This window comes from Luteibacter sp. UNC138MFCol5.1 (genome assembly GCF_900110505.1).
Taxonomy (GTDB): Bacteria; Pseudomonadota; Gammaproteobacteria; order Xanthomonadales; family Rhodanobacteraceae; genus Luteibacter.
The window spans coordinates 434,699-455,805 of the sequence record NZ_FODZ01000001.1; the positions used below are offsets into that span (position 1 = coordinate 434,699).

Annotated in this window: 17 protein-coding genes; 9 read left to right on the forward strand and 8 right to left on the reverse strand. The window is 67.7% G+C overall.

What is annotated here, in order from left to right; genetic code table 11:
- The first annotated feature begins 47 nt into the window (after positions 1-47).
- The 3 genes from BMY69_RS01855 to BMY69_RS01865 are packed head-to-tail and all read left to right on the forward strand — an operon-like array spanning position 48 to position 2,653.
- Positions 48-992: a lysylphosphatidylglycerol synthase transmembrane domain-containing protein gene (locus BMY69_RS01855; RefSeq protein WP_177191047.1), complete on the forward strand. Its 945-nt coding sequence runs from the start codon at positions 48-50 to the stop codon at positions 990-992.
- Positions 989-2,143, forward strand: coding sequence for a serine hydrolase domain-containing protein (locus BMY69_RS01860; protein ID WP_090175136.1), 1,155 nt, complete (start codon positions 989-991; stop codon positions 2,141-2,143). Before BMY69_RS01855 ends, BMY69_RS01860 begins: the two co-directional genes overlap by 4 nt.
- A gap of 33 nt (positions 2,144-2,176) precedes the next feature.
- The gene (locus BMY69_RS01865; RefSeq protein WP_090175137.1) at positions 2,177-2,653 is read left to right on the forward strand and encodes a T6SS immunity protein Tdi1 domain-containing protein; all 477 of its coding nucleotides are present in this window, start codon (positions 2,177-2,179) and stop codon (positions 2,651-2,653) included.
- A gap of 3 nt (positions 2,654-2,656) precedes the next feature.
- On the opposite strand, the gene BMY69_RS01870 is transcribed toward BMY69_RS01865, so the two are convergent.
- The 7 genes from BMY69_RS01870 to BMY69_RS01900 all read right to left on the reverse strand — a co-directional run bounded on the left by BMY69_RS01870 (position 2,657) and on the right by BMY69_RS01900 (position 7,072).
- Positions 2,657-2,956, reverse strand: a complete 300-nt coding sequence (locus tag BMY69_RS01870) for a type II toxin-antitoxin system RelE/ParE family toxin (RefSeq protein ID WP_090175138.1) — start codon at positions 2,954-2,956, stop codon at positions 2,657-2,659.
- Positions 2,953-3,222, reverse strand: a complete 270-nt coding sequence (locus BMY69_RS01875) for a YlcI/YnfO family protein (RefSeq protein ID WP_090175139.1) — start codon at positions 3,220-3,222, stop codon at positions 2,953-2,955. The genes BMY69_RS01870 and BMY69_RS01875 overlap by 4 nt, the downstream gene beginning before the upstream one ends.
- Positions 3,223-3,258: 36 nt before the next feature.
- Entirely contained in the window at positions 3,259-4,545 is a 1,287-nt protein-coding gene (locus BMY69_RS01880; RefSeq protein ID WP_090175140.1) for an RNA polymerase sigma factor, read from the reverse strand.
- A gap of 52 nt (positions 4,546-4,597) precedes the next feature.
- Positions 4,598-5,368: a YciI family protein gene (locus BMY69_RS01885; RefSeq protein ID WP_090175141.1), complete on the reverse strand. Its 771-nt coding sequence runs from the start codon at positions 5,366-5,368 to the stop codon at positions 4,598-4,600.
- 7 nt (positions 5,369-5,375) lie between these two features.
- Positions 5,376-5,846 carry a VOC family protein gene (locus BMY69_RS01890; RefSeq protein WP_090175142.1) on the reverse strand — a complete coding sequence of 157 codons (471 nt, stop codon included), beginning with the start codon at positions 5,844-5,846 and terminating at the stop codon, positions 5,376-5,378.
- Between the two features lie 23 nt (positions 5,847-5,869).
- Complete coding sequence (locus tag BMY69_RS01895) at positions 5,870-6,298, reverse strand: YciI family protein (RefSeq protein WP_090175143.1); 429 nt, start codon at positions 6,296-6,298, stop codon at positions 5,870-5,872.
- A 126-nt stretch (positions 6,299-6,424) separates the two neighbouring features.
- Positions 6,425-7,072: a sensor histidine kinase gene (locus BMY69_RS01900; protein WP_090175144.1), complete on the reverse strand. Its 648-nt coding sequence runs from the start codon at positions 7,070-7,072 to the stop codon at positions 6,425-6,427.
- Between the two features lie 309 nt (positions 7,073-7,381).
- Between BMY69_RS01900 and BMY69_RS01905 the strand changes: the two genes are divergently transcribed.
- The 4 genes from BMY69_RS01905 to BMY69_RS01920 all read left to right on the forward strand — a co-directional run bounded on the left by BMY69_RS01905 (position 7,382) and on the right by BMY69_RS01920 (position 17,737).
- Complete coding sequence (locus tag BMY69_RS01905; RefSeq protein WP_090175145.1) at positions 7,382-13,363, forward strand: alpha-2-macroglobulin family protein; 5,982 nt, start codon at positions 7,382-7,384, stop codon at positions 13,361-13,363.
- Between the two features lie 48 nt (positions 13,364-13,411).
- Complete coding sequence (gene pbpC / locus BMY69_RS01910) at positions 13,412-15,778, forward strand: penicillin-binding protein 1C (RefSeq protein WP_090175146.1); 2,367 nt, start codon at positions 13,412-13,414, stop codon at positions 15,776-15,778.
- 131 nt (positions 15,779-15,909) lie between these two features.
- Positions 15,910-17,229: a methyl-accepting chemotaxis protein gene (locus BMY69_RS01915; protein ID WP_090175147.1), complete on the forward strand. Its 1,320-nt coding sequence runs from the start codon at positions 15,910-15,912 to the stop codon at positions 17,227-17,229.
- Positions 17,230-17,311: 82 nt separating this feature from the next.
- Complete coding sequence (locus BMY69_RS01920; protein WP_090175148.1) at positions 17,312-17,737, forward strand: VOC family protein; 426 nt, start codon at positions 17,312-17,314, stop codon at positions 17,735-17,737.
- A 3-nt stretch (positions 17,738-17,740) separates the two neighbouring features.
- Here BMY69_RS01920 and BMY69_RS01925 read toward each other — a convergent pair whose 3' ends face one another.
- The gene (locus BMY69_RS01925; protein ID WP_090175149.1) at positions 17,741-18,484 is read right to left on the reverse strand and encodes a GAF domain-containing protein; all 744 of its coding nucleotides are present in this window, start codon (positions 18,482-18,484) and stop codon (positions 17,741-17,743) included.
- A gap of 348 nt (positions 18,485-18,832) precedes the next feature.
- On the opposite strand from BMY69_RS01925, the gene BMY69_RS01930 reads away from it, so the two are divergent.
- Both BMY69_RS01930 and BMY69_RS01935 read left to right on the forward strand, forming a co-directional pair.
- Positions 18,833-20,227 carry a sugar porter family MFS transporter gene (locus BMY69_RS01930; RefSeq protein WP_304441817.1) on the forward strand — a complete coding sequence of 465 codons (1,395 nt, stop codon included), beginning with the start codon at positions 18,833-18,835 and terminating at the stop codon, positions 20,225-20,227.
- A gap of 282 nt (positions 20,228-20,509) precedes the next feature.
- Positions 20,510-21,055: a fimbrial protein gene (locus tag BMY69_RS01935; RefSeq protein ID WP_090175150.1), complete on the forward strand. Its 546-nt coding sequence runs from the start codon at positions 20,510-20,512 to the stop codon at positions 21,053-21,055.
- The last annotated feature ends 52 nt before the right edge of the window (positions 21,056-21,107 follow it).

Below are 21,107 nucleotides of genomic sequence, written 5' to 3' on the forward strand. Positions count from 1 at the left end.
ATCATCGCGTCTTTCGCGGGGATAGCCTCGCCAGTTCGGATAGCGCGGTGACGGATAAGCACGACAAGGCGGACGCGAAGGCGGCGGTGCTTCGGGTGGCGAAATACCTGCTGACGGCGGCGATCGTCGGCGGCGCCGTGTTCCTGCTGCACCGCTACATCGCGCGCATGGCCTGGGCGGACGTGCGCGAGGCCATCGATCGCATTCCGCGCTGGCACGTCGCCGGAGCGATCGGTGCCACCCTCGTCAGCTGGACCTGCCTGACCGCCTACGACGTCTTCGCGGTCGAGACCGTGGTTCCCGGCAGGGTCTCGATGCGGATGAAGATCTTCTCCGGTTTCACCACCCACGCCATCTGCAACGCGCTTGGCTTCCACGCGATCACGGGCACGGCGTTGCGCTATCGCATGCTCGCGACGCAGGGCGTCAGCGCGGCCAACGTCGCGCGCATCGTCGGCCTCGTCGGCTTCGCGGTGGCGCTCGGCTTCGCGAGCGTCACCTGCATCGCGCTTATGCTGGAACCGTCGATCGCCCTCGGCTGGGGACGCTGGCCCGGCGTCGTGCTGGTCGTCCTGTTCGCCGTGCTGCTGCGCTGGCTCGCCGGCAAGCACGACGAACTGAAGATCTGGAAATTCTCCACGCCTGTGCCGTCGGCGCGCTCGGCCGCCGCGCAGATCGTGATCGGCATCGTCGAGATGGTCGCGGCCATCACGGTCATGTACCTGCTGCTTCCCGCCGGGATCGCCGGCAGTTTCCTCGACTTCGCGCCCATCTATGTCGGCGCCATCCTCGCGGGCATCATCAGCAACACGCCGGGAGGCATCGGCGCGTTCGAGGCGCTGACGCTGGCGGCGTTCCCGCAGGAGCAGCGCGCGGAGGTGCTGGCGGCGCTGCTCGCCTACCGCGCGATCTACGGTTTCGGGCCGCTGGTGCTCGCCTCCGTGGCGTTCGGCGCCTTCGAGCTGCGCCAGCGCGTGAGGGTGACCGCATGAAGCATCTCCTGTGTCGGCTCGCCGTGTTGCTCGTGGCGATGTGGCTCGCCGCGTGCGCGCCGCCGCACGCGCGGCGCACCGATGTGCTGTTCTGGAATCAGCCGCAGCGCGAGGCGAACTTCCGCGCGATGGAGACGCAGTACGCGAGCAACGTCGTTCGCCACGGCAAGGCCCATCCGCTGCCGAAAGGCGCCGCGCTGGCGCCGCGTTTCGACGATGGGCAGACGCTGGACGGCTACATGGCCGACCATCACGTCGCGGGCATCATGGTGGTACAGGATGGCAAGGTTCGCCTTGAGCGCTACGGCCTCGGCGCGGACGCGACGACCCGCTGGACGTCGTTCTCGGTGGCCAAGTCGTTCACGTCCACGCTGGTGGGTGCGGCGCTGCGCGACGGTGCGATCGGGAGCCTCGACGATCCGGTGACGCGCTACATCCCGGAACTCGTCGCCGGAGCCTATCGCGACGTCACGGTCCGCCAGCTTCTTTCGATGACCTCGGGTGTGCGCTGGAACGAGGATTACGCCGATCCACACTCCGACGTGGCGATGATGTACGAGGGTGAGCGCAAGACCGGCGTGCCGCTGCTCGTGTCGTACATGTCGAAGCTGCCGCGCGAATTTCCCGCCGGCGCCCGCTGGGTTTACAAGACTGGCGAGACGGACCTGATCGGCATCCTCGTGACGCGCGCGACCGGAAAGTCGCTCGCGGCGTACCTCGCCGAGAAGATCTGGATTCCCTACGGCATGGCCGAGGATGCGATCTGGCTCAAGGACGACGTGGACGGCACGGAGGCCGGCGGCTCCGGCGTGTCCGCGACGCTGGCGGACTACGCCCGGCTGGGTCAGTTCCTGCTCGACGGCGGCGTCGCCGCGGGCGAGCCGGTGCTGGCGCCAGGCTGGCTCGATGCCGCCACGCGCACGCAGGCGTCCATCGGCAGCCCGGGACGAGGCTACGGCTACCAGTGGTGGACCTACGACGACGGCAGCTACGAGGGTATCGGCATCTTCGGCCAGCTGCTTCACGTCGATCCGCGCCGCCATCTGGTGATCGTGCAGCTCGCCGCGTGGCCGGTCGCCACGGACGACGCCCACGCACGCGATCGCGCCGCCTTCGTGCAGGCGGTGAACCGCGCGGTCGAGGCGCGTTAGACTGGCGCTTCCCCTCGCGACGACGCCGCCCCCATGGCCCTTTCCTGGAACGACCTCACCTGCACGCCCGACAAGGAAGCGATCGACGCGCTCGCCGAATCGTGGCGCTGGCGCATCGGCGACGCCTTCACGCCACTGCTCTTCACGGCGCTCGGCGACATGTTCTACGAGGCGGACGAGGGCGGCATCTACTGGCTCAACACGGGAACGGCGGAGCTCGAACGCGTCGCGGAAAGCGTGCCGGGATTCAACCAGCTGCTGCGCGAGGACATCGCGGAGGACTGGCTGTTGCCGCCGCTGATCGAGGCGCTGATCGAGGCGGGCAAGACGCGCGCGGAAGGCGAGTGCTACACGTACGTCACCCTGCCGGTGTTCGCGGAAGGCGAGTACTCGGTCGAGAACCTGAATCCCGTGTCGGCGAAGGAACACTTCGAGCTGACCGGCTCGATCCTGCAGCAGCTTCAGGACGTGCCCGACGGCACGAACGTCGACATCGACATCACGCACTGACGCTCAGGCGAACCAGTCGTCCTCGCGTTGGTGGCGAAGGGCGACGATGGTGACATGGGCTTCGTCGATATGGAAAAGCGCGACGTAGCCCGCGCCCCCGAACGGAACGACGAGCTCGCGCAGGAACGGGTTGCCGGGCTCCGCCTTGCGGCAGCTGAAGGGAAACTCCTCGAGAAAGCCGACCGCCCGCACGAGCGCTTCGAGTGCGCGCCGGGCAGCGTCGGGATCGCGCTCGGCGAGGAATTCGGTAAAGCGGAGCAAATCGGTGCGCGCGTCGTCCGTGTAGCGAACCTCGTAACTCATTCCTTTCCTTTGCGCCGCGCCGCGATTCGCGCGGCAGCCTCCTTATGTACATCGTCGGCGGCGTGGAAGCTGCCGGTGCGCTCCGATTCCGCGAGCGAGGTCAGACCGCGCGCGATGAACGCTTTCTGGAGAGAACGTCGCTCTATCGCCTGCGCCATGGCCGTTTCCACGAACGCCGAGAGTGTTTCGTCACCCTGCAGAACGTCTTCCGCCTGCTGGCGAAACGAGGGTTCGACCCGGATGGAGGGGATGGTGGCGGTCTTCATGGCGCACTCCGTGCATTGCATTTGCGATGCACGGTATCACGCCGGTCTTTCCGCTTCCAGTGGTTGCCCGCACGCTTCCACGCGCGCCTCGAGCAGCCGACGTTCGCGCTCGTTGCGGGTCATGGCGGCGGCGCGGCGGAACGCGTCGCGCGCCTTGTCGAGCCGGCCGAGGCGGAAGAACAGGTCGCCGAGGACGCTCGGCAGGAGGTGGTAGTCGCGCAGGGCCGGCTCGTCGGCGAGGGCCTCCACGAGCGGAAGCGCCGCCGCGGGACCCTCGGCCATCGACACCGCCATGGCGCGGTTGAGTTCGACGACGGGCGACGGCAGCACGACGACGAGTTCGGCGTAGAGGTTCGCGATACGCGACCAGTCCGTGTCCTCGGCCCTCGTGGCGCGGGCATGGCACGCCGCGATCGCGGCTTGCAGGGCGTAGGGGCCGCGCTCGCCGCCCAGCCGCGTGGCGCGCGCGAGAGCCTTCTCGCCGCGGCCGATGAGCAGCCGGTCCCAGCGACGGCGGTCCTGCTCCAGCAACAGGATCGGCTCGCCATGCGCATCCACGCGGGCGCCCATGCGCGACGCCTGCAACTCCATCAGCGCGACGAGGCCATGCACCTCGGGCTCGTCGGGGACGAGTTCGGCCAGGACGCGGCCGAGGCGCTGCGCCTCCTCGCACAGGGCCGGGCGCATCCAGTCGCCACCCGCCGTCGCCGCGTAGCCTTCGTTGAAGATGAGGTAGAGGACACGCAGCACGGCCGCGAGCCGTTCGCCGAGTTGCGCGCCGCGCGGCACCTCGTAGGCGATGCCGGGGGGGGCGAGGCTGCGCTTCGCGCGCACGATGCGCTGCGCGATCGTGGGCTCCGGCAGCAGGAAGGCGCGCGCGATCTCGTCGGTCGAGAGGCCGCCGAGCAGGCGCAGCGTCAGCGCCACCTGCGCTTCGACCGACAGCACCGGATGGCACGCGGTGAAGATCAGTCGCAGCATGTCGTCGCCGATGTCGTCGTCGAGCCGGTCGATCAGTCGCTCGTCCTCCGACTCGAGGAGGCCTTCCATGTCCTGGCCGAGCGCTTCCAGCTTGCGGCCCGCCATCCGTTCGCGCCGGATGCGGTCGACGGCGCGCCGCTTCGCCGTTTGCGTCAGCCAGGCGCCGGGGTTCCTCGGCACGCCCTGATCCGGCCACTGTTCCAGCGCGGCGACGAGGGCATCCTGGGCGAGTTCCTCCGCCAGGCCGACGTCGCGCACCATCCGCGCGATGGTCGCGATGATCCGCGGCGACTCGATCTTCCAGATCGCGTCGATGGCGCGATGGGTGTCGTGCGTCGTCATGGCCACGCATGACAGCATCGGCCGTCATGCGTGGCAAGCCGCGTTGCCGCAATCAGGGTGCGGCGGGCATCAGTTCTTCCATCCGGTACAGCTCGCGGATCTCGAGCCGAGCGTCGTCGCCATCGGGGAACGGATAGGTCGCGATCCACGCGAGCACATCGTCGAGGGTGTCGACGCGGAGTACCCAGAAGCCGGCGACCATCTCCTTGATCTCGGCGAACGGACCGTCGAGCACGGTCGCCTTGCCGCCGCTGAAGGCGACGCGCTTCGCGTGCCGACTCGACGACAGGCCCTGTCCCGCGATCAGGTGGCCGGCGTCCTGGCCCGCGCGGTTCGCCTCGGCCATGCGCCCGAGGATCTCCGGGCCCGGGTCGAAGTCCGTCTCGCTACGCTCGTTGGCCTTGAGCATCACCATGAAGCGCGGGCGTGACGACTCCCCTTCGCTCGGGTCGCCGAAACCCGAGAGGCCACCGGGGCAGCCGATCGGACGGATATCGATCCGTGCGTCGCCTCCGGCGTCCTCGACCGGCCAGCCTTTCACCCATTCGACGGCTTCGTCGATGGACGCGGCGTCGATGATGCTGAAGCCCGCGATCAGCTCGCGCGTCTCGGCGAACGGCCCGTCGACGACGATCGGTTCGCGGCCCGGGCCGAACGTCACGCGCACGCCCTCGCCACTGGGCTTCAGCCCTTCGCCGGCCAGGAAACGGCCTTCCGCCGCGAGGGTGTCGACGTAGTCGCCCATCGCTTCGATCAGCTCGCGGGTGGGCCGCGTACCCGCCTCGGTCTCGTCGTCCGCCTTGCGCAGGATCAGGAATCGCATGGGCGCCTCAGGCTTCCGGCTTCGGATCGGGGCCGTTGATCATCCAGGGGATGTCGAAGCGGTCGGTGAACATACCGAAGCCGGTGGACCAGAATGTCGGTCCGAACGGCATCTCGATCGTGCCGCCGGGCGAGAGCGCGTCGAAGGCCCTGCGTGCGTCCTCGACGTCGTCGAAGCCGAGGGTGATCTTGAAGCCTTCGAACCTGAGCGGCGGTTCATGGGCCTCGCGCACGGCGTCGGAGCCCATGATCAGGTGCCCGTCGACCGAGAGACTGGCGTGCATGACGTAATTCCTGTCCCGCGCCACGCGCATGGCGTCGGCCGACGGTCCTCCATGGTTTTCGGCCTGCGCCCCATCGGGCTCGGGCATCTCGCTGTAGTGGTGCTTCTCGACGATCTTGCCGCCGAGCGCCCTGGCATAGAAATCGAATGCCTCTTCGCACGTACCGGGGAAGAACAGATAAGGCTGAACGGTCATGACGGACTCCTTGTGTCGGTGGATCAGGCTTTGGATGCCAGTTCGGCGCGCAGGCGATCTTCCTGCGCACGCGCCTCGGCGGTGAATTCGGGACCGAAGTCCTCGGCTTCGAAGACCCGGCGGATTTCGATCTCGGATTCGCCGTGCTCGAACGGGTTGGGTGCGCGCTTCATCCATTCGATGGCTTCGTCGAGCGAACGTACCTGGATGAGCCAGAAGCCGGCGATGAGCTCGCGCGTCTCGGCGAACGGGCCGTCGAGGACGTCACGGCGGTCGCCGGCGTAGCGGATGCGGGCGCCTTCCCGGCTGGGGTGCAGGCCTTCGCCAGCGAGGAGCACTCCCGCGCGGACGAGCTCCTCGTTGAAATTGCCCATGGCCGTCAGCAAGGCCTCGCTCGGCATCTCGCCCGCCTCGGACGCGCTCGTCGCGCGGACCATCACCATGAATCGCATCGGTAGTCTCCCGGTCTGGCGCCGGGACGATTCCCGGCGTACATGGGGACGTCGATTGTGACGCGCCCGAATCGACAAGGGCGACCGACATTTCTTCAACGCTCGTCGCCCGGCGGTGGCGATGGGTCAGGCGCGGACGGCGGGCGCGTCGAAAACGGCCCTGACGCCGTCGGCCTCGAAGCGCACCGCGGGCTCGCCGGAGGCCCGGCCCGACACCTTCTCGATGAAGCACGTGCCGAAGCCGCGCCGTGCGGGGCGAACGACTGCCGGACCTCCGCGCTCCTTCCATTCCAGGCGGGCCTCGCCGCGCTCGCGAGCGGGATCGAACGACCAGGTGAGCTCCACCGTGCCCTCCGCCGTCGAGAGGGCGCCGTACTTCGTCGCGTTGGTGAGCAGCTCGTGGACGGCCATGGTCACGGAGACGGCCGTCCCGGGGTCCACGGCCAGCGGCGGTCCCGAGAAGGTGACGCGTGAGTGGCCCGGATCGTGCGGGGCGACGGCATCGGCGACGACCTCGTCCAGTGCCCTGAGGGACGATGCGGGCGCGAGGAGCAGGTCGTTCGCGCGAGCGAGGGCTCGCAGTCGTGTCCCGAACGCCGCCATGGAGCAATCGAGCGGGCGGTCGTCACGGAAGCTCTGCATGGCGATCGCCTGCACCACCGTCAGCATGTTCTTCATACGGTGGTTGAGATCGTCGATGACCAGCCGCTGGGCGCACGCCATGTCGCGCCACGCGGCGAGGTCGTCGAGGGAACTGGTCGCGTCGTTTCTCATCGTGACGCCACAATAAACGAATAAATCAGCGCGTTACATGACGTTACGCACCCGTCGTGAGCCAGGTCACGCTGCGAATAATCCGACACGATTTTCAGAATTCTTCCATTGCATTCCCAGGGGACGGACGATCGATGGGGCTGCCTCCGATGTGCCAGAATCCGGTCGTCGTGGCGGCCGATGCCACGCGCAGGATGACTCTGGGGATACGAATCGACTGGCTGGCTCGCCGCGCATGCGCGGCGGGTTGGCCGCGACGTATCCGCGGCACGGCGGCGGCGCCGTCACTCACGCTTCGGACCGGAACACATGGATCTGCTTCGTTTCCTCGCCCTTCTCCCCCTCCGCCTCGTGCAGGCACTGTTCCGTTTCCTCGGCTGGGTGCTCCGGCCGGTCTTCGGCAACATGGCCTGGTCCGCGCCCGCCTGGGTGCCGGCGACGGGCCGCGTCGCCCGGACGCATCCGCTGAAGTTCGCCGGCAGTATCGCGGCGGTGCTGGCGCTGGCCGCCGCCGGCTGGTTCGGCTGGCACTGGTGGCAGAACCGCCCCCGGCCGGTGGAGCCCGACCGCATCACGTTCGAGGCCCCGGCGCCGGCGGTGACCGACTACGAACGCGTCCCCGCGGACATCCACCCGCTGGTGGTCACGTTCTCCGCGTCCGCCGCGCGTCTCGAGGCGCTCGGCAAGCCGGTCACCGACGGCATCGCGATGGAGCCGAAGCTCCAGGGCCAGTGGACCTGGGACAACGACCGCGTGCTGCGCTTCGCGCCGGCGTCGGACTGGCCGGTCGGGCGCAAGATCGACGTGCGCTTCGACAAGGCGAAGGTGTTCGCGCCACAGGCGCTGCTCGCGGACGATCACTTCACGTTCGACACGGCGCCGTTCACGGCGAGGGTGGTCAAGGGCGAGTTCTACCAGGACCCGCAGGATCCGACGCGCAAGAAGACGATCGTCCACCTCGGCTTCAATTACCCGGTGGACGCGGCGCAGCTCGAGAAGCGGATCGGCCTCGAACTGCGCAACGGCAACGAAAAGCGGGGCGACGCGCTCAAGTACACCGTGACCTACGACGAACACCGCCTCAACGCGTTCGTCCACTCGCAGCCCCTGCAGCTTCCCCGTGACGACGGTTCCGTGGCGCTGAAGCTCGAAGAAGGCGTGGTCAGCAGCCGCGGTGGCGAAGGTACCGAAAAAGCGCTCGAGACCGCCGTGCGCGTGCCCGGCCTGTACAGCCTGAAGATCGACGACGTCTCGGCGACGCTGGTCGACAACGAGCGGTTCGAACCCGAGCAGGTGGTCGTGATGCAGTTCGGCGGCCCGGTGAGCGATGCCGAGCTGGCGAAGAAGCTCCACGTCTGGGCCCTCCCGCTCGACGACGACAAGCACTACGCCATGTCGTCGATCGGCGAGGCCGACCTGCGCGGCTTCACCGCGCTCAAGCCGGAGGTCGTGCCGACGGAGAACGACTGGTCGGAAACCCAGAGTTTCCGCTACCACGCGCAGCCGGGGCAGCGGATCTACGTGCGCGTCGACAAAGGGATGACGTCCTTCGGCGGTTACGTCATGCCGCGGCCGCGGAGCGACCTGCTCACCGTGCCCGATTACCCGCGCCTCCTGCGCTTCATGGCCGACGGATCGTTGCTCTCGCTCAGTGGCGACCGTCACATCTCGGTGGTGTCGCGCAACCTGCCGGGCATGCGCATCGAGGTCGGCCGCGTGCTGCCGGACCAGTTGCAGCACCTGGTATCGCTCAACTCGGGCAGCTATGCGAAACCCGAGATGTACGGCTTCACGCCCGACCACATCGTCGACCGCTTCGTGAAGAAGGTCGCGTTCCCCGACGAAGGGCCGGGCAAGGCGCATTACGAAGGTTTCGACCTGGGCCAGTACCTCGCCGCCGGCAAGCGCGGCGTGTTCCTCCTGAAGCTGTCGGGCTACGACCCGAAGGCCGAGCGCGAAGCGCGCGAGCGAAAGGAAAAGGCCGCCCGCGAAGCGGCCGCGCGAGAGGCTGGCGCCGATCCGGATGCCGCGGCGGCCGAGGCCGCCCGCAGCGACGACGATATCGACTTCACGCCCTACGACTGGCCCCGCGACGAGCGTCTGGTCGTCATCACCGACCTCGGCGTCATCGCGAAGAAGTCGCTCGACGGCAGCCAGGACATCTTCGTGCAGTCGATCCGGAGCGGTTCGCCGGTCGCCGGCGCCTCCGTCGCCGTGATCGCGAAGAACGGCAGCACGCTCCTCACGCAGACGACCGGCGGCGACGGCCGCGCGCATTTCGCCAACCTCAAGGGCTTCACACAGGAGAAGGCTCCTGCGATGTATGTGGTACGCCAGGGCGAGGACCTCTCGTTCCTGCCCGTGAGCTCGTACGATCGCTCGCTCGACTTCTCGCGCTTCGACATCGGCGGTGAGCCCAACGCGCACAGCCAGGGCCAGTTGTCCGGCTACCTGTTCTCCGATCGAGGCATCTACCGGCCGGGCGATCTGTTCCACATCGGCATGATCGTCCGCGCGAACAGCTGGACGCGAAGCGTCGCCGGCATGCCGCTCATCGCGGAGATCGTCGACCCCCGCGGCACCACGGTGCGCCAGCAGACCGTTTCGATGGACGGCGCCGGATTCGCCGAGCTCGAGCACACCACGTCGGAGACTTCGCCGACGGGCAACTGGACCGTGAACCTGTACATCGCCAAGGACGGCAAACCGTACTCGCAGATCGGCAGCACGACGGTGCAGGTGAAGGAGTTCCAGCCGGATCGCATGAAGGTATCGGCGAAGCTTTCCTCCGCCGTGCCGGAAGGGTGGGTGAAGCCAGCGCAGCTCAAGGCCATGGTCGACGTGCAGAACCTTTTCGGCACGCCGGCGGCCGATCGCCGGGTGGAAGGCTCCCTTACACTGCGCCCTGCCTTCCCCTCGTTCCCCAGCTACAAGGATTACCACTTCTACGACATCCGCCGCGCGAAGGAAGGCTTCGAGGAGAAGCTCGCGGACGCGAAGACCGACGACAAGGGTCACGCCGAGTTCGCGCTGGATCTTTCGCGCTACGCGGATGCGACGTACCAGCTCTACTTCCTCGCCAAGGCGTACGAGGCCGAAGGCGGTCGCAGCGTCGCGGCGTCGACGCAGGGCATGGTGTCGTCCAACGACTGGCTCGTCGGCTACAAGTCGATCGACAACCTCGATTACGTCAGCCGCGACGCGAAGCGCAGCGTGAACCTCGTCGCCATCGATCCATCGGCGAAGCGGATGGCGCTCGCCGGTCTGAAACAGGCGATCGTCGAGACGCGCTACGTGTCCGTGCTGACGAAGCAGGATTCCGGCGTATTCAAGTACGAGTCGAAGGCGCGCGAAACCACGATCTCCGAGACGCCGCTGTCGATTCCCGCGGCCGGCGTCGACGTGGCGCTGCCGACCGACAAGCCGGGCAACTTCGCGCTGGTGGTGAAGAACGCCGATGGCAAGGAAGTGAATCGCGTCGCGTGGTCGGTGGCGGGCGAGGGCAACGTGTCGCGTTCGCTCGAACGCAACGCCGAGCTCCAGCTCACGCCTTCGAAGAAGGACTACGCGCAGGGCGAAACCGTCGATATCGCGATTCGCGCACCCTACGCGGGCAGCGGCCTGATCACGATCGAACGGGATCGCGTGTACGCGCACGCGTGGTTCCACGCCGACTCGACGAGTTCCGTGCAGCACATCGCGGTGCCGGCCGACTTCGAGGGCAACGGGTACATCAACGTGCAGTACGTGCGCGATCCGTCGTCCGACGAGATCTTCATGAGCCCGCTGTCCTTCGGCGTCGTGCCGTTCTCGGTCAACATGGATGCCCGGCGCGACGCGATCGCGGTGGATTCGCCGTCGCTGGTGAAGCCCGGGGACACCGTCACCTTCCACGTCACCTCTCCGGTGCCGACGCGCGCCGTGGTGTTCGCGGTCGACGAGGGCATCCTGCAGGTCGCGCGCTACAAGCTCGGCGATCCGCTGCAGTACTTCTTCCGCAAGCGCATGCTCGAGGTCTCGACCTCGCAGATCCTCGATCTCATCATCCCCGACTTCCAGAAGCTGATGGCGATGGCGGCGCCGGGCGGCGACGCGGACGGCGCGATCGGGCGGCAGCTCAATCCTTTCCGCCGTAAGCGCGACAAGCCGGTGGCTTACTGGTCGGGCATCGTCGATGTCGACGGATCGCGCGACCTGACCTATAAGGTGCCCGACTACTTCAACGGCAAGCTGCGCGTCATGGCGATCAGCGTGTCCCCCGAACGCATCGGTACGTTCGAGGGCGCGACCACCGTGCGCGGCGATTTCGTGCTCTCGCCGAACGTGCCCACCACCCTCGCGCCTGGCGACGAGGCCGAGATCAGCGTCGGCGTCGCCAACAATCTCACCGGTCTTGGCCGGAAGGAGGTACCGGTCGCCGTGAACCTGAAGGTGGGCCCACAGCTGCAGATCGTCGGCAACGCGTCGGCGACGCTCGGCTTAGGCGAGATGCGCGAAGGCGTCGCGATCTTCCGCGTGCGCGCCACCGATCGCCTCGGCTCGGGCAACCTGACGTTCACCGCGGGATACGGCGGCAAGTCGGCGAAGCAGGGTGTCGACCTCTCGGTGCGGCCGGCGTCGCCGATGCGCACCGACCTGGCCTTCGGTCGCGTCGACGCCCACGGACGCGCGGATGTCACGGGATTGCGCGACATGCATGACGAGTACGCACGGCGTGACGCCGCGTTCTCCACCGTGCCGCTCGTGCTCGCACGCGGGCTCGCCGCCTACCTCGTCGACTTCCCGCATTACTGCACGGAGCAGGTCATCAGCGCCGCGATGCCCGCACTCGTGCTGGGGCAGCGGCCGGAGTTCGGCGACGTGAAACCGGCGCGCATGTCCGACGGCGACACGCCCCCCGCGGACCCCGTCGCCGCGCTCTTCGACACGCTGCGCGCGCGCCAGAACGGGCAGGGTGGCTTCGGCCTGTGGACGGCTACGCCGGATACCCACGCCTTCGCCACCGACTACGCGGTGCATTACCTGGTGGAAGCCGGCGACCGGGGAGTGGCGGTGCCGCACGACCTGCTCGCCTCGGCGGATAACGCTCTTCGCCAGATCGCCGCCGACGACACCGACGACTCGCTGCCGGCGATGCGACAGCGCGCCTACGCGATCTACCTGCTGACGCGGCAGGGCAATGTCACCACCAACGACCTGGCGTCCGTGCAACGCCGCCTGCAGGAAGTCCATGCGAAGGTATGGAAGGACGATCTCGCGGCGGCCTGGCTGGCGGCGTCGTACCAGTTGCTGCATCAGGACAGGCTTGCCGCAGACCTGATGTCGGGCCCACGCAAGCTACTCGGCCGCAAGCCGGCCGACGAGCCTTACGCTTACGAGTCTTACTACGACGCGCCGATTCGCGACGCCACGGTCCTCTACCTGCTCTCGAAGCACTTCAGCGAGCAGGCGAAGGCGCTGCCGCCGGAGACGATCGAGAACCTCGTGCGTCCGCTCGGCAAGGGTCGGTACAACACGTTGTCCTCCGGCATGATCATCCTCGCGCTCGATGCCTGGGCGAAGGAAGCCGGCGGCGACGTCGCGAAACTCTCGATCGGCGCGGTGGCGGCGGACGGCAAGGTCACGCCGATCGGCACGCCGAAGGGAGCCATCGTCGATGGCCGCTGGACCGCCGGCACGCAGCGTCTGCGGATGGTCGACGATGCCGACGCTCAGGCCTGGTATGCCGTCTCCCAGACGGGCTTCGATCGCAAGCCCTCGACGGAGACGCGCAAGGATGGCATCGAGATCACGCGCAGCTACACGGACGCGAAAGGCAAGGCGATCGACACGGTGAACACGGGCGACGAGATCGACGTCCATCTCCGCATCCGCTCGACGCGCGACGGAGGTATCCCCGATGTCGCCATCGTCGATCTGCTGCCGGGCGGCTTCGAACCCGTGCTCGATACGAGTCCACCGGCGCAGCCGCAGGCGGGCGCCGCGGAAGATGGCAGCGAAGCGTCCGGGGACGAGGGTGCGGAGGGCGAGGGCGACGAGACACCGGCCTGGCGTTCGCCCATCGGCACGCCCGAGTCCACGTGGACTCCGGAGTATGCCGACGTGCGCGAGGATCGCGTGGTGGTCTATGGCTATGCGAGCCGCGACGTCCAGGAGTTCGTCTATCGCATCAAGGCCACCAATGCGGGTCGCTTCGTCGTTCCGCCGGTTTTCGCCGAATCGCTCTACGACCGCGGCGTGCAGGCGCGGGCCCCGGGCGGCGGCACGATCGCGGTGGAGAGGAAGCCGTAGCGAGGGGCGGGCCGCCCACGCCCCCGGGCACCGTTCATCGCCAGACTCATGAAGCTCCTCTCGCGCCTCCGTCGCGTCAAATGGCACAACGCCCTCGTGGCGTTGTTGCTCTTCGCCGCCGTGCCGCTCGCCTTTCGCCTGTGGCCACACGAGCCGCTGCGCGCGTCGTTTCCGTCCTCGACGGCGGTCTACGACGCGAACGGGCACCTGCTGCGCCTCACCCTCGCGAGCGACCAGCGTTACCGGCTGTGGGTGCCGCTGGAGGACATCTCGCCGGCGATGGTCGACGCCGTGCTGCTGCACGAGGATCGATGGTTCCGCTGGCATCCGGGCGTCAGCGCATGGGGCATCGCGCGCGGCGCGTGGATGACGTACGTTCGGCGCGCATCGCCGCAGGGCGGTTCCACCATCACGATGCAGCTCGCACGGCTGATGTGGCGACTCGACACGCGGAGCCCCGCAGGCAAGTTCACGCAGGCGCTGCGTGCGATCGGGCTCGAACTGCGCTATTCGAAGCACGACATCCTCGAGGCCTACCTCAACGCCGCGCCCTATGGTCGTAACGTCGAGGGTGTCGGCGCGGCGAGCCTCGCGTACTTCGGCAAGGCGCCGGCGCGGCTCAGCCTGCCGGAGGCGCTGACCCTCGCGGTGATTCCCCAGGAGCCGGCGCGCGGCCTGCCCGGCGACGCGAACGGCAACGCCGTCATCGACAGGGCGCTGAAGGCCGCGCGCGACCGGCTGTTCGTGCGCTGGATGTCGCGGCATCCCGAGGACGCCTCAGCGGCACCGCTGTTCGACCTGCCGTTGAGGCTTCGTCCGCTCTCGCGCCTGCCGTTCGAAGCGCCGCACTTCGTCGAGCAGGTGCTTGCCGCGCGCCGCCTCGACGGCGACGACGACATGCGCGTCGTCACGACGCTGGACCTCGGGCTCCAGCGCAGCCTCGAACGACAGGTTCGGCAGTACGTCGAACGCGCGGGCGATCGCGGTATCCGCAACGCGGCGGCGATCCTCGTGGACACGCGCGACATGGGCGTGAAGGCCATGGTGGGTTCCGCGGATTACTTCGACGCGGCGATCCAGGGCCAGGTGAATGGCACGCTGGCGAAACGCTCGCCCGGCTCGACGCTGAAACCCTTCATCTACGCGTTGGGGTTCGATCAGGGCATCCTCCATCCCGAGACGGTGCTACGCGACGTGCCGAGCGCGTTCGGTCCGTATACGCCGGAGAACTTCGACGGCCATTTCCTCGGCCCCGTCACGGCGACGCAGGCGCTCGTCCGTAGTCGCAACATCCCCGCCGTACAGGTCGCCGCGCGGCTGGCTCATCCATCGCTCTACGATTTCCTTCGCGACGCCGGCATCTCGCGCATGGCGAGCGAGCAGCATTACGGGCTCGCCCTGGTGCTCGGCGGCGGCGAAGTCACGATGCAGGAGCTGGCCGGCCTCTACGCCATGCTGGCGAATCGGGGCGAACTCCGCCCGCTGCGTCTTCTCGCCTCGACGCCGAAGGCGGGCGCCACTCGCGTCCTTAGCGAGGAGGCGAGCTTCATGGTGATGGACATGCTGCGCCAGAATCCGCGGCCCGACGATGTCGTCGCGGCGCAGCCATCGCGGGTCCCCGTGTACTGGAAGACGGGAACCTCCTGGAGCTTCCGCGACGCGTGGACGGCGGGCAGCTTCGGGCCCTACGTCCTCGTCGTGTGGATCGGCAACTTCGACGGTGCGGGCAACCCGGCCTTCGTTGGCGTCGACGCCGCGGCACCCTTGTTCTTCCGTATCGCCGACGCCCTGCGGGCGGAACGGCCCGGGCTGGCGGAGCCGATCCGTCGCAATCCGCCCAACCTGCGTCGCGTGCCCATCTGCCTCGCCAGTGGCGACTTACCCAACGCCTGGTGTCCGCAGCTCGGCAGCACGTGGTTCATTCCCGGCAAGTCGCCCATCCGGGTCAGCAACGTGCACCGTCCCGTGGTGGTCGACACGACGACCGGCAAGCCCGCGTGCCCACCGTACGATCCGAATCACACGCGCACCGAGGTCTACGAGTACTGGCCGTCCGACCTGGCACGGTTGTTCGCGCAGGCCGGCATGCCGCGGCGCACGCCGCCCCCGCTTCCCGACTGCCAGGGCGGTGGTCAGCTCGCCGGCGAGCCGCCGAAGATCACCTCGCCCACGCGTGGCAGCAGCTACCAGATCCGCGCATCCCGCCTCGGCAGCGAGCGCATCGCGTTCACCGCGACGGTGGACGCCGCCGCCCACCGCATCTACTGGTTCGTCGACGACACCTATCTGGGCAGCGTCCCCAACGGGCAGGGGCTGATGTGGGCGCCCGAACGCACCGGGCGATTCCTGGTTCGCGTCGTCGACGATCAGGGCCGCACCGACGCGAGACCGCTGGTGATCGGACAGGCCGACTAGGCCGAATCGACGCCAGGTGTAAGTCGTCGCTAAGACGGTGCGCCAATTCGGCAAAGACGCTGCCGCGACATCAAGTTCGTTGCTGCCGGGGACGATAAGCGAGCTCCAGCCATACCCGCGGAGCACGACACATGGCCCTCGATCTCATCGCGCGACTCCGCGCGCTCCTTGGCCGGTCGGCCGGCATGCGCGGGAAGATGGACGCCCTCAACCGGACGCAGGCCGCGATCGAGTTCGCGCTCGACGGGACCATCCTCGATGTGAACGACAACTTCCTCGCCGCGGTGGGCTACGAGCGCGCGGAGATCGTCGGCCGGCACCATCGCATGTTCGTCGCACCGGAGGAGGTCGAGGCGCCCGAATATGCGGCCTTCTGGCAACGGCTGGCGGCCGGCGAGCCGGATGTCGGTCTCTACCGTCGCCTGGGCGCCGATGGCAGGGAAGTCTGGATCCAGGCGAGCTACAACCCCGTGCTCGATCGTGCGGGTCGCCCCATGCGTGTCGTGAAGTTCGCGACCGACGTGACGGAGCAGCGTCTGCGCGCCGCGGACATGGAAGGGAGGCTTGCCGCGATCGACAAGGCACAGGCCGTCATCAGCTTCTCGCTGGACGGCATCATCCTGGACGCGAACGACAACTTCCTGGCCACCATGGGCTACGCACGCGACGAGGTCGTCGGGCAGCACCACCGCATGTTCGTCGACGGCGCCGATCGCACGAGCACGGCGTACCTCGCCTTCTGGGAGAAGCTCGGCCGCGGCGAGTACGACGCCGGCCTCTACCGCCGCGTCGACCGCCGGGGCCGCGAAGTGTGGATCCAGGGAAGCTACAACCCGATTCTCGACATGGCGGGACGCCCCTTCAAGGTCGTCAAGTACGCCACAGACGTGACGGCGCAGACGCGCGCGACACGCACGCTCCACGCGTCGCTCGCGGAGCTTGCCGACACGGTGCCGGCGATCGCCGCGCAGGCGCGTGCCACCAACGCGCTGGCGAACGAGGCGAGCCGCTCGGCGGCGGATGGCGGCGCGATGGTCGAGGCGGTCATCTCCACCATGTCCGCCATTCAGGACGGCGCGCGCGACATCGCCGAGATCGTGTCGCTGATCGACTCCATCGCGTTCCAGACGAACATCCTGGCGCTCAACGCGGCGATCGAAGCCGCGCGTTCCGGCTCGCACGGCAAGGGGTTCGCGGTCGTCGCGCAGGAGGTCCGCGTCCTGTCCCAGCGGAGCGCCGAGTCCGCCCGCGAGATTCGCGCCCTGATCGAGGGCACGCTCGACCGCGTGCGCGAAGGGAGCGAGCGCAGCGGCGAAGCCGGTGTCGCCATGCGCGACATCCTCACGTCGGTGGGCACGCTGTTGGAGCGCGTCTCCGACGTGGCGCAGGCCACGAACCAGCAGGCCGGCGGCATCGACACCGTGCGCCGCGCCGTGGCGGAGCTCGCCTGAGCCTGCTTTCGGATTGGCTGACGGGGCAATGGTTCCCCGGCACGGGCCGGGTTACCGTCGGCACACGGCCAAGGAGACCCTCATGAGCAGCACCGTCATTCCCTGTCTGCGCTATGCCGACGCCCCCTCCGCCATCGATTTCCTGTGCAAGGCGTTCGGTTTCCAGCGCCAGGCCGTCTACGAGAGCAGCGCGCACCCCGGCCTGATCGACCATGCGCAGCTGACCTACGGCGACGGCATGATCATGCTCGGCTCCGTTCGCGACGACACCCCCTTCAGCCGTCACATGGTCCAGCCCGGCGATGTCGGTGGCCGCCAAACGCAGTGCGCCTGTGTCACCGTGGCCGACGTCCGCGCGCACTACGACGCCGCGAAGGCGGCCGGCGCCGAGATCGTCGACGACTACGAAGAAAAGGATTACGGCGGCGCGGGCTACTCGGCCCGCGATCCGGAGGGCTACCTCTGGTACTTCGGCAGCTACGACCCGTGGGCGCCAGCCGCCACGTAGCCTTCAGCGCCGGCCGCGCTCCGCCATGTGCAGACGAATGGCATCTTCGCCGATCTCCGCGAGCGCGCGCAGGCACTCCTGCTGGATCGCGTCGAGCCGCCGGGGCGCCGTGTCGAACACGCACAGCGTGCCGATGACGAACCCATCGGGGGAGTGGAGGGGACACCCCGCGTAGAAACGGATGTGGGGCTCGCCCCGCACCAGCGGGTTGTCGCGGAACCGGGCGTCGCCGCGTGCATCCTCGACCATGACCATGTCGTCGGCGAGCAGGACGTGGTTGCAGAACGCGAGATCGCGCGGCGTTTCGGTCGCCTCGACGCCATGGCGCGATTTGTACCACTGCCGGCGCGCGGTCAGGATCGCCACGACGGACGCCGAGGTGCCAGCCATGATCGCGGCGAGACGGGTGACGCGATCGAACGCCGGATCGGGCTCGGTATCCAGCAGGCCGGTCCGGCCCACGGCACGCAACCTCGGTGTTTCGTCCGCCGGCACCGGGTACGCGGGGTCCTGGAGCGGGAGCAACTCTTCCGCGACGGCCGCCGCCGGGCGTGCCAACGCCGTGCGTTCCTCGAGCAGGCGCAACACGGCGGTTCGCCGCATCCGCCGATGCCCACCCGGCGTCTTCCACGATTCCACCGCGCCGCCCTCGATCCATTTCTGCGCCGTGCTAACGGAGATGCCAAGCAGCTCGGCCGCCTCACGGGTCGTCAGGGCAGGATCGTGGTCGTCGGATGGGGTAGGCATGGGGGGCACGTTCGAACGGTTTCCGTGGAAGTAAACAGACGGACGCTAACACAGCGCGACGTCCCGCCGGCTTGGCGAGACCTGCGCCTCGGGGCGCTCGACGACCGCACGCGTACCGCGCGGCGACAGACCGCGCCTGAATAGTCTTCGGGGTCGGATCACCCGTCGATCATCGTTCCCGAGCATGCACCGGGACGGACGCGAACCCACGATAGCTTGCCGAAAACGCTTAAACCTCGGGCCCCGATTCCTCCGCCACGGGATCACCGCATGCCGACACCTCTCACACGGGCCGGATACATGCCGGGGCATCCAATGAAGGGATCGCATCGAGACAAGGATCCGCCTGTGGACGCCGTCGTCACGCAGAAAGCCGCAACCGCCCATCCCAGGGCCGCCATCGTTACCACCTGTATCCTCGCCGCGCTCGCCGGCCTCATGTTCGGACTCGACATCGGCGTCATCTCGGGCGCTACGCAGTTCATCCAGTCCGACTTCCGGGTATCCGACCGGATGATCGAGTGGATCGTCAGTTCGATGATGGCAGGCGCCGCCGTCGGTGCGCTCGGCGCCGGCTGGATGTCGGCCGTCCTCGGGCGCAAGCGATCGCTGATCCTCGCCGGCCTTCTATTCATCGTGGGCTCGCTGTTCTGCGCCTTCGCACCGTCCGCTTCGATCCTGATCGTCGCGCGCTTCGTCCTGGGCCTCGCCATTGGCGTGGCGACCTTCACCGCGCCGCTCTACCTCGCCGAGGTGGCTCCCGAGAAGATCCGCGGGGCCATGATCTCGACGTACCAGCTCATGATCACCACCGGCATCCTGCTCGCCTTTCTGTCCGATACTGCCTTCAGCGCCAGCGGCAGCTGGCGCTGGATGCTGGGCGTGATCGCGGCGCCGGGCGTGCTGTTCCTGCTCGGGCTGTTCTTCCTTCCCGACAGCCCGCGCTGGCTGATGATGCGCGGACGGCGCGACGACGCGAAGGTGGTGCTCGCGAAGCTCCGCGGCGACGCGGCCGTGGTGGAAAAGGAGATGGCGGACATCGACGAGCAACTGAAGACCCCGCAGCACGGCTGGAGCATGTTCCGCGAGAACCGGAATTTCCGCCGCTCCGTCGGGCTTGGCGTCCTGCTCCAGGCGATGCAGCAATTCACCGGCATGAACGTGGTGATGTACTACGCGCCGCGCATCTTCAAGGACATGGGGTACGACACCCATGCGCAGATGTGGTTCACGGCCGCGGTCGGCCTCACCAACGTGCTGGCGACCCTCATCGCCTTCGCCTTCGTCGACCGCCTCGGTCGCAAGCCGATCCTGTACGCGGGGTTCGCCATCATGGCGGTCGGCCTGGGCGTGGTCGGCACCATGATGGGTCTCGGCATTTCGTCGCGTGGCGAGCAGTTCTTCACCGTGGGCATGCTGCTGCTCTTCATCGTCGGCTTCGCGATGTCGGCCGGTCCGCTGATCTGGACGTTGTGCTCCGAGGTGCAGCCGTTGAAGGGGCGCGACTTCGGCATCGCCGTCTCGACGTTCACCAACTGGGTCACCAACATGATCGTCGGTGCCACGTTCCTCACGCTGCTCAGCGGCATCGGTAACGCACCGACGTTCTGGCTGTACGCCGCGCTCAACGCGGTCTTCATCGCCATCACGTTCTGGCTCGTGCCCGAAACGAAGAATGTGACGCTGGAGCAGATCGAGCGAAACCTGATGAGCGGCAAGCCGTTGCGTCGCATCGGACAGTAGTCGCCCACCTGCGATATCACGTCGCTAGCAGAAAATCATTTCCGCGTCCTGAGAAACGGGGTCTCACTTCAAAAGTGCAGGCCCCGTCGCCGTTTCGGAAGAAAGTCAAAATTTTCTGAAAACTTCTATATGGCGCGTAGGCCAAATCCGACAAACTTTTTTGGCGCTCGCGTTCGTCGAGCCTGGCTGGCGTGATGCGCGGGGAAGACCCCGTGTCTCCCCAAAGCCGACATCGCCGGGAGGCGGTGTTGTTCACACATGAACGTATGAAAGGTTAATTGGATGAACCTCAAAGTTATGACCTCCGCCCTGCTTCTCGCGGGCCTGGCAGCTCCGTCTGCCTTCGCATCGACCGGCACGATCAACTTCACCGGTTCGATCACCAACGTGACCTGCTCGGTCAACGGCGGTACCGAGAATGGTGGCCCGGACTTCACCGTGGACATCGGCGCGGTCAGCGCCGGCGACTTCGCCAACGTGGGCGATGTCTCGGGCAGGATCGGCTTCCGCATCTACATCGGTAAGGACGGTGAGTCCGCCTGCGCGAACGACACCAAGGTATGGGCGACGTTCGAGAACGGCGCGACGGTCGATGCAGGCGGCGGCCTGAAAGTCACCGGCGGTGCCAGCGGCGTGCGCATTCGCCTGTTCGACAAGAACAACGATCCGATCGACATCCTCGGCAACAACCAGAACAACGGTGTGAAAGAGACGGTCGTCAACAACCAGGCCATCCTGGTCTACGGCGCCGGTTATGAGTCGACCGGCACGGTGGTCGCGGGCGGCGCGAACAGCTCGGTGGTCTACACGGTCCGCTACGAGAGCTAAGCGAAGGGAATCGATCGCCGGCCACTGGCCGGCGATCGAACAGTCGAGATCT

What these genes read in the sequence shown, in the direction of transcription:
- BMY69_RS01895 (WP_090175143.1), bottom strand. Translation starts at nt 6,298, where the DNA reads ATGCGATTCATGGTGATGGTCCGCGCGACGAGCGCGTCCGAGGCGGGC.
- BMY69_RS01860 (WP_090175136.1), top strand. Translation starts at nt 989, where the DNA reads ATGAAGCATCTCCTGTGTCGGCTCGCCGTGTTGCTCGTGGCGATGTGG.
- BMY69_RS01870 (WP_090175138.1), bottom strand. Translation starts at nt 2,956, where the DNA reads ATGAGTTACGAGGTTCGCTACACGGACGACGCGCGCACCGATTTGCTC.
- BMY69_RS01920 (WP_090175148.1), top strand. Translation starts at nt 17,312, where the DNA reads ATGAGCAGCACCGTCATTCCCTGTCTGCGCTATGCCGACGCCCCCTCC.
- BMY69_RS01905 (WP_090175145.1), top strand. Translation starts at nt 7,382, where the DNA reads ATGGATCTGCTTCGTTTCCTCGCCCTTCTCCCCCTCCGCCTCGTGCAG.
- BMY69_RS01880 (WP_090175140.1), bottom strand. Translation starts at nt 4,545, where the DNA reads ATGACGACGCACGACACCCATCGCGCCATCGACGCGATCTGGAAGATC.
- BMY69_RS01915 (WP_090175147.1), top strand. Translation starts at nt 15,910, where the DNA reads ATGGCCCTCGATCTCATCGCGCGACTCCGCGCGCTCCTTGGCCGGTCG.
- BMY69_RS01890 (WP_090175142.1), bottom strand. Translation starts at nt 5,846, where the DNA reads ATGACCGTTCAGCCTTATCTGTTCTTCCCCGGTACGTGCGAAGAGGCA.
- BMY69_RS01885 (WP_090175141.1), bottom strand. Translation starts at nt 5,368, where the DNA reads ATGCGATTCCTGATCCTGCGCAAGGCGGACGACGAGACCGAGGCGGGT.
- BMY69_RS01925 (WP_090175149.1), bottom strand. Translation starts at nt 18,484, where the DNA reads ATGCCTACCCCATCCGACGACCACGATCCTGCCCTGACGACCCGTGAG.
- BMY69_RS01935 (WP_090175150.1), top strand. Translation starts at nt 20,510, where the DNA reads ATGAACCTCAAAGTTATGACCTCCGCCCTGCTTCTCGCGGGCCTGGCA.
- pbpC (WP_090175146.1), top strand. Translation starts at nt 13,412, where the DNA reads ATGAAGCTCCTCTCGCGCCTCCGTCGCGTCAAATGGCACAACGCCCTC.
- BMY69_RS01875 (WP_090175139.1), bottom strand. Translation starts at nt 3,222, where the DNA reads ATGAAGACCGCCACCATCCCCTCCATCCGGGTCGAACCCTCGTTTCGC.
- BMY69_RS01865 (WP_090175137.1), top strand. Translation starts at nt 2,177, where the DNA reads ATGGCCCTTTCCTGGAACGACCTCACCTGCACGCCCGACAAGGAAGCG.
- BMY69_RS01900 (WP_090175144.1), bottom strand. Translation starts at nt 7,072, where the DNA reads ATGAGAAACGACGCGACCAGTTCCCTCGACGACCTCGCCGCGTGGCGC.